The sequence below is a fragment of the Candidatus Nealsonbacteria bacterium DGGOD1a genome (genome assembly GCA_022530585.1).
Lineage (GTDB): Bacteria > Patescibacteriota > Minisyncoccia > Minisyncoccales > UBA5738 > UBA5738.
Genome location: CP092821.1, coordinates 955404 through 971604, shown reverse-complemented (window position 1 = coordinate 971604; position 16201 = coordinate 955404). Strand labels below are relative to the sequence as shown.

15 protein-coding genes are annotated in these 16201 nt (G+C 43.4%); 14 read left to right on the top strand and 1 reads right to left on the bottom strand.

Annotated features, from left to right (window positions below):
• Window positions 1-7: 7 nt before the first annotated feature.
• The 10 genes from L7H18_04790 to L7H18_04745 all read left to right on the top strand — a co-directional run bounded on the left by L7H18_04790 (window position 8) and on the right by L7H18_04745 (window position 9555).
• Entirely contained in the window at window positions 8-385 is a 378-nt protein-coding gene (locus L7H18_04790) for a type II restriction endonuclease (protein UMX47730.1), read from the top strand.
• Between the two features lie 11 nt (window positions 386-396).
• Window positions 397-1383 carry an IS30 family transposase gene (locus tag L7H18_04785; protein ID UMX47729.1) on the top strand — a complete coding sequence of 329 codons (987 nt, stop codon included), beginning with the start codon at window positions 397-399 and terminating at the stop codon, window positions 1381-1383.
• 88 nt (window positions 1384-1471) lie between these two features.
• Window positions 1472-1894 carry a restriction endonuclease gene (locus tag L7H18_04780; GenBank protein UMX47728.1) on the top strand — a complete coding sequence of 141 codons (423 nt, stop codon included), beginning with the start codon at window positions 1472-1474 and terminating at the stop codon, window positions 1892-1894.
• A gap of 5 nt (window positions 1895-1899) precedes the next feature.
• Entirely contained in the window at window positions 1900-3078 is a 1179-nt protein-coding gene (locus L7H18_04775; GenBank protein UMX47727.1) for a DNA cytosine methyltransferase, read from the top strand.
• Between the two features lie 82 nt (window positions 3079-3160).
• Complete coding sequence (locus tag L7H18_04770) at window positions 3161-3433, top strand: type II toxin-antitoxin system HicB family antitoxin (protein UMX47726.1); 273 nt, start codon at window positions 3161-3163, stop codon at window positions 3431-3433.
• A gap of 370 nt (window positions 3434-3803) precedes the next feature.
• Complete coding sequence (locus L7H18_04765) at window positions 3804-5006, top strand: hypothetical protein (GenBank protein ID UMX47725.1); 1203 nt, start codon at window positions 3804-3806, stop codon at window positions 5004-5006.
• Between the two features lie 273 nt (window positions 5007-5279).
• Window positions 5280-6587, top strand: a complete 1308-nt coding sequence (locus L7H18_04760) for an ATP-binding protein (GenBank protein ID UMX47724.1) — start codon at window positions 5280-5282, stop codon at window positions 6585-6587.
• 10 nt (window positions 6588-6597) lie between these two features.
• A complete protein-coding gene (locus L7H18_04755; GenBank protein ID UMX47723.1) occupies window positions 6598-8262 on the top strand; it encodes a thiamine pyrophosphate-dependent enzyme in 1665 nt (554 codons plus the stop codon).
• A 319-nt stretch (window positions 8263-8581) separates the two neighbouring features.
• Window positions 8582-8827 (top strand): hypothetical protein, encoded by a 246-nt coding sequence (locus L7H18_04750; protein ID UMX47722.1) that lies wholly within the window; start codon window positions 8582-8584, stop codon window positions 8825-8827.
• Between the two features lie 101 nt (window positions 8828-8928).
• Window positions 8929-9555 (top strand): indolepyruvate oxidoreductase subunit beta, encoded by a 627-nt coding sequence (locus L7H18_04745; protein ID UMX47721.1) that lies wholly within the window; start codon window positions 8929-8931, stop codon window positions 9553-9555.
• A gap of 110 nt (window positions 9556-9665) precedes the next feature.
• Here the strand turns inward: L7H18_04745 and murA are convergent, their stop codons facing one another.
• The gene (murA, locus tag L7H18_04740; GenBank protein UMX47720.1) at window positions 9666-10931 is read right to left on the bottom strand and encodes a UDP-N-acetylglucosamine 1-carboxyvinyltransferase; all 1266 of its coding nucleotides are present in this window, start codon (window positions 10929-10931) and stop codon (window positions 9666-9668) included.
• A 63-nt stretch (window positions 10932-10994) separates the two neighbouring features.
• Between murA and L7H18_04735 the strand changes: the two genes are divergently transcribed.
• From L7H18_04735 to tsaD, 4 genes are all read left to right on the top strand, one after another.
• Window positions 10995-11999 (top strand): 2-phospho-L-lactate transferase CofD family protein, encoded by a 1005-nt coding sequence (locus L7H18_04735; GenBank protein ID UMX47719.1) that lies wholly within the window; start codon window positions 10995-10997, stop codon window positions 11997-11999.
• 237 nt (window positions 12000-12236) lie between these two features.
• Window positions 12237-13532, top strand: a complete 1296-nt coding sequence (locus tag L7H18_04730) for an NTP transferase domain-containing protein (GenBank protein ID UMX47718.1) — start codon at window positions 12237-12239, stop codon at window positions 13530-13532.
• 332 nt (window positions 13533-13864) lie between these two features.
• Window positions 13865-14812, top strand: a complete 948-nt coding sequence (locus L7H18_04725) for a hypothetical protein (protein ID UMX47717.1) — start codon at window positions 13865-13867, stop codon at window positions 14810-14812.
• A gap of 129 nt (window positions 14813-14941) precedes the next feature.
• Window positions 14942-16078, top strand: coding sequence for a tRNA (adenosine(37)-N6)-threonylcarbamoyltransferase complex transferase subunit TsaD (gene tsaD / locus L7H18_04720; GenBank protein UMX47716.1), 1137 nt, complete (start codon window positions 14942-14944; stop codon window positions 16076-16078).
• The last annotated feature ends 123 nt before the right edge of the window (window positions 16079-16201 follow it).

Below are 16201 nucleotides of genomic sequence, written 5' to 3'. Positions count from 1 at the left end.
TAAGGTTATGAATGAAAAAATAACGATTGAAGCGAAATATTTTTGCAAATACAGAAAAGAGCTGGGATTTACCAATCAAAAGGCCATCAAAGATTTTTTTGGCGCCAAAGATATTGTTCCGGGCGTTGATTTTGGTTATGTGAAATCATTAAACAACCGTCTTTACGATATTGTTGAAAAAATAGATCGCACGGTTGCCAACGAAATTAAAAGCGACAATTTGAAAGCATTTAAAAAGGAACATATTGATCATTGCTTCGGCATAATGAACAAAAGCGGCATTTTGCCGAAATTGAACAATCAAGGCCGTCGACCGGAGCAAGTTTATTTTTCATGGATGCGCGGGTTTGTTCGAAAATTCTCTTTTGAAATGCAACTTCGGTAAAATGAAGTTGTATGAAAAAACAAATCCGCAAAAAACGAAAAAAGAAGCGGCATTTTCGCCATTTGAAGCAAACCGACCGGGATCGAATCGAAGCGCTGTTGAATGCCGGCCACAAACAAGAGGAAGTTGCCAAAATACTTGATTTTGATGCCAGCGCCATCAGCCGGGAGATGAAAAGAAAACGCAAGAACGGCAAATACTCGGCGCTGACCGCCCAGCTGAAAGCAAGAGCGAAAAGATTAAACAGCAAGCATCCGGGAATGAAGGTTGAGCAATATCCGGAGTTAAGGGAACAAATCATCAAAGGGTTGAAAGACCACCGCTCCCCGGATGAGATCGCCGGGCGGATGAAGCGTGAAAAGCAAAACCCGCGGGTCGGCGCCAATGCCATCTACAAATGGCTGTACAGCGCTTGGGGCCAGGCATATTGCCCGCTTCTTTGCACCAAGCGATATCATCCGCGCAAACAGAAAAAGAAAACCAAAAGAGAAATGATTCCTAATCGTATTTCCATCAAAAAGAGGCCAAAGCGAGGAATCCACGCCGAAGGCGATCTGTTTGTTTCGCCGACCAAAACCGGCAGCCAAAACAGCGGCGCAATCATTTGCGTTCCAGCCTCGAAACTGCTTGCCGGCACGATGATTGAAAGCAAAAAACCGGCCGTAATGAGGCTGGCCGTTAAAAGCATGTTGTTGGATTTGAGCATTGATGATCTGACTTTTGACAATGGCATCGAAAACAAAGAGCACGAACAATTCGGATTGCCAGCGTATTTCTGCGACCCTCACAGTCCCTGGCAGAAACCACATGTAGAAAATGGCATCGGGCTTGTCCGCCGGTGGTTTATCCCCAANAAAACCGATTTGAAAAACATCTCCGAGGAAAGATTCCAAGATTGCCTGCATATCCTTAACGGCAAATACCGGAAATCGCTGGGATACCGCTCCGCCTACGAAGTTTCGCTGAAACATGGTATTATACAAAAAATCCCGCGCTGAGCGGGGTGAAAATATTAGGGGAAATTTAAAAGAAAAGTTGCATTTCGCTAGAAAATTTACAGTTGTTTCAAATTATTTTTTAAAAGCGGTGAGTTTGATTTTTGGAATTGATGTTTCAAAAATTGATTTGATCGGCGATGATGACTTTAAGAGTGTTGATTCATTTAAACGAACCCCGAAAGCCGATTTGGAAATAAAATTGGACAAAAAAGAAAAAATAAGGATTGAAATTCAATCCGGTTTTACGGGTATAAATGACATTAAACAGCATAAAGTATTGGAGGCGAAAAGATATTTCCGCGAGACCGGCAATCAAACAATCGCGATTCATTTTGATCTGTATAATGGGCAAGCGGCATTTGTAAAACTTAATGAAATCGAGGATAGCAGCATTAATTGGATAACGAGGCAACAAATGGAAGGGCAAACAGTTTTTGAGATTGATCAGAATTATTTTGTTTGGAAAATTACGGAAAAGCCTATAAAATACGACGAAATAAATTTTAATTGATTTTTATGGAGGAAAAAAAATTGAAAGTTATTGATTTGTTTTGTGGGGTGGGTGGATTAAGCTATGGTTTTGCCCATAACGGTAATTTTGAAATTGTTGCCGCGAATGAAATTTTGCCAAATATGGCAAAGGCGTATTCATTGAATCATCCGACAGTAAGGGTTTATATTGATGATATTAAAAATTTTAATGCTCAAAAAGTTGAAAATGATTTAGGGGTGAGAGCGGATGAAATAGATATTATTGTGGGCGGTCCGCCTTGCCAAGCTTATTCAACGATCGGCAAGAGATCGGCGGATGATCCGCGAGGAAAACTTTTTCAAGAATATTATCGTATTTTAAAAGAATTTAATCCGAAGTTTTTTATTTTTGAGAATGTTAGAGGAATTTCGTCAATAAAAAATGGCGAATTGTTGAAAATGATAATTTCGCTTTTTGAATCGCTTTCCTACAAAGTTAAATATGAATTTTTAAATGCGGCGGATTTTGGAGCGCCACAAATTAGGGAAAGAATGATATTGACCGGTTCCAAATTAAAAAATAATTTTCATTATCCCGAACCAACTCATTGCGACAATTATGGCAGTAAAAATTTGTTTGGAAATAATTTAAAACCATATTTAACGCTTGGAGAGGCAATTGGCGATTTGCCTTTTATAAAGTCCGGAGAAGAAAGTTTTGGATATGCGACACAACCGCAAAACGATTTTCAAAAAACGGCAAGGATGAACGCGCCCGAAAGGTTAATGGATCATAACGCTCCGATGAATAATCCAAAATTGGTTAAGTTAATGGAATTATTGCCCGATGGGGGAACGCCTCGCGATTTGCCCGCGAATTTGAGACCGGCTTCCGGGTATAAAAATACTTATTGCCGTCTTTGGTGGAATCGTCCGGCGACAACGATAACCCGTAATTTAAGCACGCCGTCATCTTCTCGTTGCATCCATCCAAAAGCGTCGCGACCCCTTACCACGCGCGAAGGCGCGCGACTTCAGTGTTTTCCCGATTCTTATCAATTTTACGGTTCAAGAAGCGACAGAAATTTGCAGATAGGCAATGCGGTGCCGACGGTTTTATCAAAGGCGTTGGCGGAAGCGGTGGCGCTTAATTTTCAAAAAGAGAGGAATCAAAAGAATGTCAATATTGGAAAACAAAAGTTTTTGGTTCCTTTGACGATTTAATAAAGCGCAATTTGGCGAAATCGGTGACGGTGGAGTAGCTAAAATTGGTTGACAAATCGGAGATTGAAAGTACCATAAAAATATGCCAAACTTATTGAAAAAGAAAAAAATATTTGAATATACTGTTTTATTTACTCCCGATGAAAAATCCGGTTATTTTGTGGTTGAGGTTCCAGCTTTGCCGGGTTGCGTCACTCAGGGCAAGAATTTGGCCGAGGCGAAAAAAAATGTACGCGAAGCAATCGAATTGTATTTGGAAACCTTGGCTGATAGAAAAATCGCTTTTCCGGAAGATGTTGACCCTAATTTTTTAAAAAGCAAGGTGAGCGTGGAAATTAATTATTGTCCGGCATAAATTTATGACGCAACTTCCGGTTTTAAAACCAAAAGAGGTTGTGGCGGCCTTGGAAAAATTGGGGTTCAAAAAACATCATTAAAAAGGCAGCCATTTGATTATGGTGCGCGATGGCGATGTTATACACCAGCCGGTGGTTCCATTGCATAATAAAGATTTGGCCAAAGGCACTTTGCGTGCAATTGTCAGGCAGCTTGATTTGACAGTTGACGAATTCGTAAAATATCTTTAATCCATAAAAAGAATTGGAAAATGGCAATTCAAAATGCTAAAATTGAAATGCCATTTTAGTTTACGGGGGAAGGCTATGCAAATTCTCACCGAAGTAATAAATTTGCAAGGTTTCGCAATAAAATAAATGCTGAACAGCATGGAAAAAAATAAATTTAATAGTATCTTCGAACCGTTGTTAAAGCCGTCGCTTAAGATCAATGCAATCCTTTTTTTGTTGCTATGGATAATATACTGCTACGCGAGTTTTCAGTTTTCTTTATTAACTTTTAATGGTTGGAGCGGATTGATCACAATTCCGCTTTCTTTTTTGTTTTACCTTCTCATGGGTATTGTGGTGCCGTTAAAGATAATTTTCAATTGGAACCAAAAAAAATCAGTGATTTTTTATCCGGTATTTTTTACAGTTTTAGTTTTGATACCGCAAGTTTTATTCGTCTTTTTTAATACCTATAATGATTGTGGCGATTCGTATTGCAAATATAATCCCAACTTTTTAATTTCTCGCCTGCTGAATACGCAAATCGGCGGCCCAATTGAATTGCTCCTTTTCGTTATTAGTATTATTTCGATATTCACATATATTGCAGGTCTCATTATTTTTTTAAGCAAAATATTCAAAAATGAGTCTGCTCAGATTGTTACATTGAATGAAAAAACGCTGCCAAAATTAATAAAATCAGTTATTCCATTTTCCTTGCTGACGGGTGTTATTGCGTTTGGAGCAATAATGTTCACATTCGTGCAACTTGGTTTTTTAAATGCGGTCTTTTCAATAAGCCTTTGCCCGTTGATCATGAACCAAGACAATAAGAACCTTTGTTACCGAGAACTTAGTATCGCCAAACAAGATTTGACAATTTGTAAAAAAGCGACAAATCGGTCACACGATAGAGACTATTGTTATGAAAAGATCGGTATCGCCAAACAAGATTTGTCGATCTGCGACATGATAGAGGTTAATTACAATAAGGAAAAAGATTTTTGTTATGAGGGCGTTGGCGTTGCCAAAAACGATCTTTCAATTTGCGATCAAATCAAATATGAACCCGAAAAAGTTTGGTGTTATAAAGAAATCGGTGTCGCCAGAAAAGATACAGCGATATGCGACATGATCATGGTATATGATGGCAACTCAAAATACCAGAAAGACGAATGTTTTATGAGGATTGCGGCTGTCGAACAAAACTTGGAAATATGTGGTGAAATCGCCGACCAAAGCAACAAAGAAAAGTGCTATTCGGGGGTTGGTATTGCGAAACAAGATATTTCCATCTGCGACAAAATCACAGACATTTCTTTGAAAGCAAGATGCTATCGGGGTAACGGTGCGGCAAAATAAGTTAAAATAATTAGAACTGAATAAAACTAAAAATTGGATAACAGATTTTTTATTTTAGCGTACTGCCGGTGAGCTATCTGGAACCAAATTGTAGGCGGTTTAGGTTTTTTGGCAATGTTAGCTTATTCGGCAAGGCGAATTGTTGTGAAATTCGCGGTCAAAAACCACGATACATCAATTACCCCGGCGAGCAGTTACCGGGTTGGGATTTGACAAATACTAAAGTATACTTTAGTATTTAGATATGGAATACTAAAGTATACTTTTATATTTATGAATAACCAGGAAATAATCGGCATATTGAGCCAGTGGAATTTTTGGCAAAAAGAGGTCAAAACCGGTTTGGCGCGGCCCAAATATGTTCAAAAGCTGTTCAATCAAAGAGATCAAAAGGAAGTATCCGTGATCACGGGGGTGCGGCGGTCGGGAAAATCAACCGCGCTTTTGCAAACCTTGAAGGAGATCATAGAAAACGGCGCATCGGTTCAAAACATTTTGTACATCAATTTTGAAGAGCCGGCGTTCGCGTCCGACCTTGATTTGAAGTTTTTGCTGCAAATTTATCAGGCCTACCGGGAAAAATTTTCGCCTCAAGGTAAAATTTATGTGGCTTTGGACGAAGTGCATATGGTGCCGCAATGGGAAAAATTCGTGCGCGGCGTTTATGACCGCGGTGACGAGGTGAAGTTTTATATCACCGATTCTTCATCGCACCTTTTGTCAAAAGAATACGGGTATACTCTCACCGGCCGGATTTATTCCAATGTAATTTATCCGTTGAGTTTTCGGGAGTATTTATTGTTCAAGGGCCAGGATAAATTAACGGATGTTGCCGGCATAAACATAAATTCAGCGGAATTGCGCCACGCTTTTCAAAAATATCTGGAATTCGGCGGTTTTCCGCAAATAACGCTTAGCGGCGACGCCGAAACAAAAAAACAATTATTGAAAGAATATTATTCGGCCATTATCGAAAAAGATATCGCCGGCCGCTATAAAGTCCGCGATGCCGGCCGCTTGAAAGAATTTTGTCTTTTGGCAATGACGCAAAACGGCTTGCCGTTGTCGGGCTATTTGGCCGAGAAAAAGCAAGGTATTCCGCAACCCACCGCCAACAAATTTTTGTCGTATTTGGAAGAAGTTTTTTTGATGCTGCCGGTGAGTTATTTTTCTTATTCCTTGTCGCAACAGCAAAAAAGACCGAAAAAATTTTACAGTATCGACACTGGAATTTATAACGCGGTGTCTTTTAAGTTTTCCGAGAATATCGGCCGGGTTTTTGAAAACGCGGTGTTTTTGGCTTTGAAGAGAGGCGGCAATGAAATTTTTTATTGGCAAAATAAGCGGGAGACCGATTTTGTGGTGCGGGAAGGGCGCGCGGTCAAAAGATTGATCAATGTTTGTTGGGATTTGAACGAGGAAAATAAAATTCGGGAAATTGAAGGACTGGATGAATCCATGAAAAAATTCAAATTGAAAGAATCGGAGTTGATTACTTTGCAAGGCGAGGATAAAATAAATACGGAAAACGGCGTTGTTGAAATCAAGAATTTTTTCAATTTGCCGGAAATTGCAAGTTAACAAAAATTATATGAACAAATTATTGGAAAACCAAAAAGGCAAAAAGGCGATGTTGCTGGGGAATGAGGCGATCATCCGCGGCGCGCTGGAAAGCGGGGTGCAGTTTGTTTCCACTTATCCCGGGACGCCGGCGTCGGAGATCGGCAATAATTTTTTCGCGCTGCAAAAAGAATTAAAGGACGATCCCAAATTTTTGTTTGAATTTTCGAGCAACGAAAAAACCGCGATGGAAGCGGCGATCGGCGCGAATTTTTCCGGCCTCAAATCGTTGGTGGCGATGAAAAATTTCGGTTTGAATGTCGCCTTGGAGCCGCTTTTGCCCTTGGCTTATACCGGCACGCGGGCGCCGATGGTGATCTTTTTGGCCGACGATCCGAGTTGCCATAGTTCGGCGCAAAGCGAAGAAAACACGCGGCCGTTTTCGGTGTTGAGCCATTTGCCGATGCTCGAACCGGCCGACGCGCAGGAATGCAAGGATTTTACGATGGAAGCGTTTGATATTTCGGAAAAATTCGGCACCGCGGTGATCATTCGCATTACCACGCGCGTGGCGCATCAGCGGGCGCTGGTTGAACTGGGCGAACTTGATCCGAATCGAAAAATCAATTTGAAGGGCGAATTCGCGAAGAACAAGCGCAAATATGTGACCATGATGCCGCGCCTGCACGAAATGAAAAAAGAGATGCTGGAACGGGAAGAAAAATTGGAGCAATATTTCGAGAAGAGCAAGCTCAACCGCGTTGAAGGGATTGTTAAGGGCAAGAAACAGCCATTGGGGATAATCACTTCAAGCGTGGCCTATTTGCATATGCAAGAGGCGATGCAAGAGCTGGGCGTCAGTTTGCCGGTTTTGAAACTGGGGACATTTCACCCTTTGCCGGAAAAGAAAATCAAGGATTTCATCAAAGGATTGAAGAAAGTTTTGGTGGTCGAAGAGATGGAGCCGTATCTGGAGCGCCGGGTGCAGATGCTGGCCAAGGATACAAATTGCAAATTGCAAATCCACGGCGTTGATTTGCGCACGCAGATCGGCGAAATGAAGCCGGAGATCGCGGCGAATATGATCGCCAAATTCACGGGCAAAAAATACGCGATGTCCAAATTCGCGCCGAAATTTGAGTTGCCGGCGCGGCCGCCGCAGTTGTGCCCCGGATGCCCGTATTGGCTGGTGTTCGCGGCGGTGAAAAAGGCGGTGGACGAAAGCAAGGTTATTTTCGGCGGCGATATCGGCTGTTATATGATCGGCGCGTTGCCGCCGCATGAGCTCTATGACTATATGTTTTGCATGGGGTCGGGGATCGGCATCGCCCACGGGATAAAAAAATCCACGGATCAAAAAGTGATCGCGTTCATCGGTGACGCCACATTTTTCCATTCCGGCATTGAAGGACTGCTAAACGCGGTCTACAATGGCTCAAATCCCTTGATTATCATTATGAACAACGATATCACCGCGATGACCGGCCATCAGCCGCATCTGGATTCGGCGGATGCCCCCCGTCCGATCCCGATCGAAAATATGGTGCTGGCTTGCGGGGTCAAACCGGAAAATATGAAAATCATCGATCAAGGCCAATCCGAAGAATTCATCGCGACCGTGAAAGAATTCACGGAAAAACCCGAAGTTTCGGTAATTATCGCCCGCCGCCCGTGCAAATTCGTGGCGCCAAAGTAGGGGCGAATGATTATTCGCCCGTATTTTGAATTTGGTATTCGTATCCGTAGGGGCGATTCCGTGTAATCGCCCGTTTTGGTTTTTCCCGAAATTTGGGATTCGGGATTAAAAATTCGGGCGAAAACATGGTTTCGCCCCTACAATACGAATGCAATGCGCGTACATATTTAAATATGTATTTAAATACATACATCCCTGCCTCCTTTACATTTTTTAAAAAAGTGGTATTCAAAAATCATAGCTCGTTTATAATTCGGCGTGAGAGAGATGAAAATGTGAGAGGTCGAATTTAAAACGGCTTGTGAGGGATTGGATGAGAATGGAAGATAAAGATAGAAACAGAATGGTGTTGAGTTGTCCCCATTGCGGATACAAGATAAAAAAGAACGGCGAAATACTAAAAAAATGCCCAAGCTGCCAGCTTAAAATTACCCCTATATTAAGGGGGGAAGGGAAAAGCGGTGTGTTAAAGAGATATGACTTGCCGCGAGAATTGATGACTGGAGTTGAGCCAAGGGGTATTGAATTAATAGAATATCCAATTAAAGAAGACCATTTGCATTGATTTTTCAATGCTCTTTTTTAATTTGTAAAACGATTTAAATTTTAATAGAATAAGGTTATTGATGTGAGCGGACATAAAGCTTACCTTTATAAATTAATACTATGGCGACTAAAAAAAATATTAAACCGATTAAAAAAGAAACCGAATCGAAAACATTCAATTGCGTGATCGTGGGCACGGGCGGGCAGGGGCTAATTACGCTTTTGGAAATTTTGGCCGAGGCGGCGGTTGAAAGCGGGCTGGATGCCAAAACCAGCGAATTACACGGATTGTCACAGCGGGGCGGGTCGGTGGAGGTGCACATCAAATTCGGCAAAAAAGTTTGGTCGCCTTTGGTGGAAGCCAAGAAGGCGGATTTGATCGTGGGATTGGAGATGCAGGAATGTTTGAAAGCCGCCTATTTTGCCGGACCGCAGACGCAGTATTTGATCAATAAAACCGAAGTGATGATTCCGGGAAAGCCGTTGTTGGCCGAAGATGAAATCATTGGTAATTTGAAAAAGTTCACCAAAAAAATCGAAGTGGTCGATGCCAACGCTATTTGCCAAAAGGAACTGGGAAGCGCCGCGGTATCGGGAGTTTATTTGTTGTGTTTGGCGGCGTTCAAAAATTTGATTCCGCTGGCGCCGGACGCGATGTTGGCCGCGATCAAATCGTCGGTGGCGCCCCGACATTTGGAATTGAATATTAAAACTTTTGAATTAGCGAAGAAAATGGCGGGGGAATAAAGGCATTGGAATTTTGAATGCGGGCGAAAACATGGTTTCGCCCCTACGGAATGCAAGATGCAAAAATCCGGCATGAGCCGGATTTTTTATGATTAAATGATTGAATGTTTTTATTCTCCTATCTTTTCAATGTCCGCGCCCAGGGAGCGCAGTTTTTCATCGAATTTTTCCGAACCGCGTTCAAGGTTGGCGATATTTTCCACAACGGTTTGGCCTTGGGCGATCAGCGCGGCCAGGGTGAGCGCGGTGCCGGAGCGGATATCGGAAGCGTCGACGGTGGTACCCAAAAGATTGGTTTTGCCGAAGACGAGCGCGCGGTGCGGATCGGTGATTTCAATGTCCGCGCCCATTTTGCGCAGTTCTTCAAAATGGCGCAGGCGGTTTTCATAGAGCGGTTCGTTGATAACGGCTTTGCCGGTCGCTTGCGTGAGCAGGACCGATATTTGCGGTTGCAGGTCGGTGGGAAATCCCGGATAGATCATCACCTGCACGCGCGCGGCTTTGAAATTGCTTGACGGATTGACGGTGATTGAATTGTCGGCGGCGGTGAAATTCACTCCGATCTCTTTCATTTTTTCCAAAAAGAAGGTAAGGGCTTTGGGGTTGGTGTTGGTTATTTTTCCTTGGCCGCCGGTGACCGCCATCGCGATCATAAAGGTGCCGGTTTCCAGCGGATCCGGGCAAATCGCGTGGCTGGCGCCGGTTAATTTCGACGAACCTTGGATTTCCAAAGTATGAGGGTGGCTCCAGCGGATTTTGGCGCCCATATTTTCCAGCATCATTATCAAGTCTTGCACTTGCGGTTCGGCCGCGGCGATCTGGATGGTTGATGTGCCTTCAATGCCGGCGGCCAGCATCATCGCGTTTTCCGTGGCGGTGACGGAAAATTCTTTTAAAACAATGTGCGCGGGTTTCAGCTCTTTGGGAGCTTCAAAGCAATAGGAATCGTTTTCCCGCCAGACTTTGATGCCGAATTGTTCAAACGCGTCCAGATGCGTGGAAATCGACCGCAACCCGATTTTGTCGCCGCCCGGATGGGGAACGCGGAACGACCGGAAGCGCGCCAAAAGCGGGCCGATGAGCAGTACGGAAACCCGCATTTTTTGAAATACTCCGAACGGAATTTTTTGCGGATCCAGATTCTTGGCGTTGATCCTCGCGGTGTGGTCGTCGATCCATTCAATTTCGCAACCGATCTGGTTCATTATTTCAATCTGGTTGAGCACATCGGTGACCAGCGGCAAGTTGGAAATGATGGAGGGTTCTTCGGACAAAAGCGTTGCCGCCAAAACCGGCCCGGCGCTGTTTTTATAGCCGGAAATTGTTACCTGGCCTTTGAGCGGATTGCCGCCTTTGACTAAAAATTTTTGGCTCATGAGATTGAATTTTAGGTATTTTTGGATTATCATACATTCTAAGGAATAAATTAGATTTTGTCTATGATGGCGCAAAAAAAACAAAAAAAAGCGGCGATTGATAAAAAATTAAAAATTGTTTGCATTGGCGGCGGTAATTTAATGCCTAAAGTGATTTTGGAACCGCTGAAAAAATATCCGGTACAATTGACGGGGATTACTTCAATGGTGGATAGCGGCGGAGCGGCCGGCCAGTTCAGGGAACGATTCGGGGTTTTGCCGCCCGGAGATATTCGTCGCCATGTTTTAGCGTTGTCCAATGCGCCTAAGTGGAAAAAACAGCTTTGGTCGTTTCGTTTTGGCAATGAGTCATTTGGCGTCGGGCATACGGGACATGTTTTGTCCAATGCGTTTATCGCTTGTTTGGAATTGAATTTAAAAAGTCATCGCAAAGCGATGGCAATCGTTTCGGAATTTATGGAACTTGGAGATAACCGCGCGTTGCCGATGATTATTGATAAGACCCATATTTTTGCCGAAATGGAAAACGGCGATATTCTTGAGGGCGAGCGGGAGATTGAGTTGTCGGAAAATCATGACGCAAATTTGAAAATCGGGAAAATTTTTCAAAAACCGGAATCAAAAATGTTTCCCGAATCAAAAAAAGCGATACTGGAAGCCGATTTGATCATACTTGGTCCGGGCGATCTTTATTCCAGTATTGCGCCGTGTTTTTTGCCAAAAGATGCACCGGCGATTTTTAAAAAATCCAAAGGTAAAAAGATTTTGGTGAGCAACACGGTGGCGCGTATCGGGGAAACGCATGGGTTCACGATTGCGAAATTCGCTGCCGAAGTGGAAAAATATATGGGTAGCGAATTGGATTTCGTTTTGTATCATAATGGAATTATTGATGATGATATTTTGAACTCGTATCGCAAAGAAAATCCCGAGATTGGCGAATTGCTGTCAATTGACGATGATTTGCCAAAAAATAAATTTATCGGTCGGGATATTTACAAAAAAAATAAGTTTGCCTATGATTCAAAAAAAGTTATTGCCAATATTTTTAAATTATTAAAACTGTAACGCTGTTGAAATCAAATATCAACAAAGTTTTTAAGCTGTTGATATTTGATTTCAACATTTGATTTCAACATTTTAAAAATTATCCGGGAAATTTTCAAACTCACGAGCTATAAATTACTTTGAGTTGCGAAACGCTTTGCATTTGGGGTCTATCCCTTGTGTAATCGCAAGGGTTAGACCCCTGTAATAGCATTCGTATTTAATGATTTCTTAATTCAAGAAAATTATAAATAATAAATGGCAGACAATAATAAAGAAAACAATCAATCGTTGCAGGCGGTGATTTTGGCCGGGGGGGAGTCGTTGCGATTTTGGCCGCTGAATCCAAGGCACAAAAGCTTGTTGCGGATTATGGGCAAGCCGCTGATTTGGTATACGATTGACGGTTTGCGGAAAATCGGCGTTGAAGATATTGTTATCGTGCAAGGATTGAAACGCGATATCGAAGAAGAACTGAAAAATTTTCCCGAAATTAAAAATATCAGCTACGCGATCCAGCCGGAAGCGAACGGAATGAGCGGGGCGATGATCGCGGCGAAAAGCCGTATCAAAGGGCAATTTTTCGTGGTATTCGCGCACAGCGTTGATTGCCAAGGCGCGGCCGAAAAGATGTTGGAGAAAAGCCGCCGGACCGGCGCCAGAACCGTGCTGGTCGGGCAGGAAACCAAAGATCCGTGGCTTTACGGCGTTGCCCGCTTGGAGGGAGACAAGCTGTTGGAAGTGATTGAAAAGCCGGAACAGGGCAAAGAGCCGTCGAACATCAAGATTAACGGTATTTATTTGCTGGACAATCGGTATTTTGATTATTTGGAAAAAGTTATCGGCACGGTTCATTTTAATAAAGAGTTTGAAGCCGCGGTTTTGGCCTATGCCAAGGAAAACGATTCCCGTATCGTGGAATTGGATAGAGATTATGAGGGCATATCGCTTAAATACCCGTGGCATTTGTTTAAGGTTCGGAAATATCTTTTTGATAATTTTCTGACCAAAAAAACGGTTGCCAGATCCGCTTGGGTCGCTAAAAACGCGACAATTGAAGGCAATGTTTTTATCGGTGAAAATGTAAAAATTTACGAAGGCGCGGTGATAAAAGGGCCGTGTTACATCGGCGAAAATTCCATTGTCGGCAACAATTCAATCGTGCGCGATTATTGCGATTTGGAAAATGGCGCGATGGTGGGCGCGCTTTGCGAAGCGGGGCGCGTGATTTTTCAGCCCGATGTCCATGTTCATTCGGGATATTTCGGCGATTCGATTTTTGATCGGGGAGTGAGGGTTGGCGCGGGTGCGATCACCGCCAATGTGCGGCTGGATCGGGAGCCGATATCCGCGCGGGTGAAAAAGGAGAGAGACGGTGTGAAAGTATTGGCCAAAGTTGACACGGGGCTAAAATCCCTGGGCACGATCATCGGCGAAAATTCCAAAATCGGGGCGCGCGCGACCATTTTGCCCGCCCGCTTTATCGGCAAAAATTGCCAAATCAACGCCGGCTCCATTGTTTCGCGCAATATGGACGACGACGGTAAAATTTGACTTTTTCGGCAAGGCGTGATAAGTAAAAAATATCAAGCAAAATATAGACCACGGAGATAATCCGTGTGTTGTGTTTTGTTTTTGCGATGGAGAGAAATAAAATGACAATAAGAATGACATCGGAGCAGTTAGAAAGTTTAGAAAAGATTTTAAATGAGCAAAAAATATCTTTCGAAATTATTGGAAGCAAGGAATTGCATTTAATAATTGAAATTTAAGTATTTAATGCTCCATGGCCAATTGCGATAATTGCGTATTGGCTTCCTTTTTTTATATGGAGGTGTGGTGTGGTAGAATGATAGTAAATTCAATTATCAATTGATAAATAATAAATGATAAACAGGAAAATTGGCAAAAAAACAAAGAATGAATTTGTCATCGGGGTGGACGGGGGAGGGACGAAGACCGCGTGCGCGCTGGCGGATTTGGACGGGAAAATTGTCGCGCGGTCGGCGGCGGGCGGGTCAAGCGTGCGCAACGCGGGGGCAAAATTGGCGATGGAGAATGTTGCCCAAGGAATTTATGATCTCATAAAAAGAAGAAAGAACGCCAAGATTGTTGCCGTTTTTATCGGTTTGCCGGCGATGGAAGAAGAATATAAAAACGAAAAAGTTGCGATTATCAAGGAACTTAAAAAGAATAAAAAAATAGCGAAAATTTTTAAGGGCAAAGTGAGTATCGGCTCTGACCAGTTTATTGCGTTTTGTTCCGGCGCTAGCGGAAAAGATGGAATTGTTGCGATTGCGGGTACTGGCAGTGCGACGCATGGTTGGAATAATGGTAAAGAGGTTTTGGTTAATAATCAAGGATGGGTAAGCAAGGGTGCGGCGGAATGGATTGGTAGCCAGGTTATGCAAGCGGTTGCCGAGTCGGTAGATGGCCGGGGCGAAAAAACAAGTTTGGTTGATTCTGTGTTTAAAAAATATAAATTTAACAACATTGATAAGTTGCTGAAATTTGTGTATCAAGATTCCAAATCAGATTTGCCGAAATTGGCGGTGTTATGCGATGAAGCGGCAATCGGCGGCGACAAAGTGGCGCGAGCGATTTTGCTGGCTGCAGGAAGAGAAATCGCACTGTCGGTGCGCGTGGCCGCTGCCAAGCTTAGTTTTTTTGAGCAAGTGCCGTTGGTGCTGGCGGGCGGGGTTTATAAATCGCGCTGGGTGGCTGATACCGCGATGAATGAGATTGAACGCTATTATCCCAAAAAGTTTGATTTTGTGGTTGTTGGCGATCCGGTCATCGGGGCGGTGAAGCTGGCTTTGGAAAATATAAAATAATTTTCAATGAATTATCAATTATCTTGAATTGCGAACCGCTTTGCATTTGGGGTCTATCCCTTGCGTAATCGCAAGGGTTAGACCGCTTTAAAGCATTCGCATTCAATGGTTTCGTAATTTAAAGCAATTATGCAATTTGCAAAAAAAGGCGGAGAACTGTATTTTTTGGCGATTGAGACTTCTTGCGACGACACTTCAATCAGCGTTTTGCGGGCAAAGGAGGATAAGGGGAAATTGGAGAAGATTGAGGCGCTGTCCAATGTTGTTTCTTCGCAAACCGAATTGCACGCCGGATACGGCGGAGTGTATCCGTTTTTGGCAAAACGCGAGCATCAGAAAAATCTGCCTTTCGTTTTTGAAGACGCGACAAAAAAATTTGATTTATCAAAATTAAAATTTATCGTCGTAACGCAAGGGCCGGGCTTGGATCCGTGCCTATGGACGGGAATAAATTTCGCGCAAGATTTGGCGAAGAAATACAACTTGCCGTTGGCGGGAGCCAATCATTTGGAGGCGCATTTTTTGGCGAATTTGATAACTTTGAAAATCGGCGAAGAAAAATTTGCCAAAAACTATTTGCCGGCGGTTTGTTTGGTGGTTTCGGGCGGACACACGCTGTTGTTCTTGGCTAGCGGCATCGGCGATTACAAATTGCTGGGACAAACCCAAGATGACGCGGCGGGCGAGTGTTTTGACAAAGCCGCGCGCATTTTGGGCTTGGGCTATCCCGGCGGCCCGGAGATTGCAAAATATGCCCAAAAATATTCTAAAAGGGTCGGACCCTTTTTGAATAAAAAGGGTCCGACCCTTTTAGATGCTCCTTCGGAAACCAAAGTCAAATTGCCGCGGCCGATGATTGCCCAAAAAAATTACAATTTCAGTTTTTCGGGATTGAAAACCGCGGTGCTGTACGCGCATCAAAAGCAGAACGAAGAAACGCGAAAATCGCCGGAATATCCGCGAATGATGAGTTTTGAGATTCAACAGGCGATCGTTGATGTGCTGGTTTCAAAAACGGCGCGGGCGGCCAAAGAATTTGCCGCCAAATCAATCATTATCGGCGGCGGCGTGAGCGCCAATGCGGCTTTGCGCGAGGCAATGCAAAAAGCGGCTGATGAACTGAATATGAAATTTCTCGCGCCCGGCGCGGATTTATCAATGGATAACGCGGCCATGGCCGGAGTCGCGGGCTACTTTGCTTTTAAAAGGGGGGAGGCGGTTGCCAGCCCTGATGATTTGACATCCGAACCGAATTTGGGAATATGAATTGGATTTGTAGGGGCGATTCCATGTAATCGCCCTTTTGGCTGTCAAATACAAGTAGAAATGTCATACCCGGAATTTAAGTAGAAATGTCATACTTGACTTTTGTAGAATTAGTATTGTTAT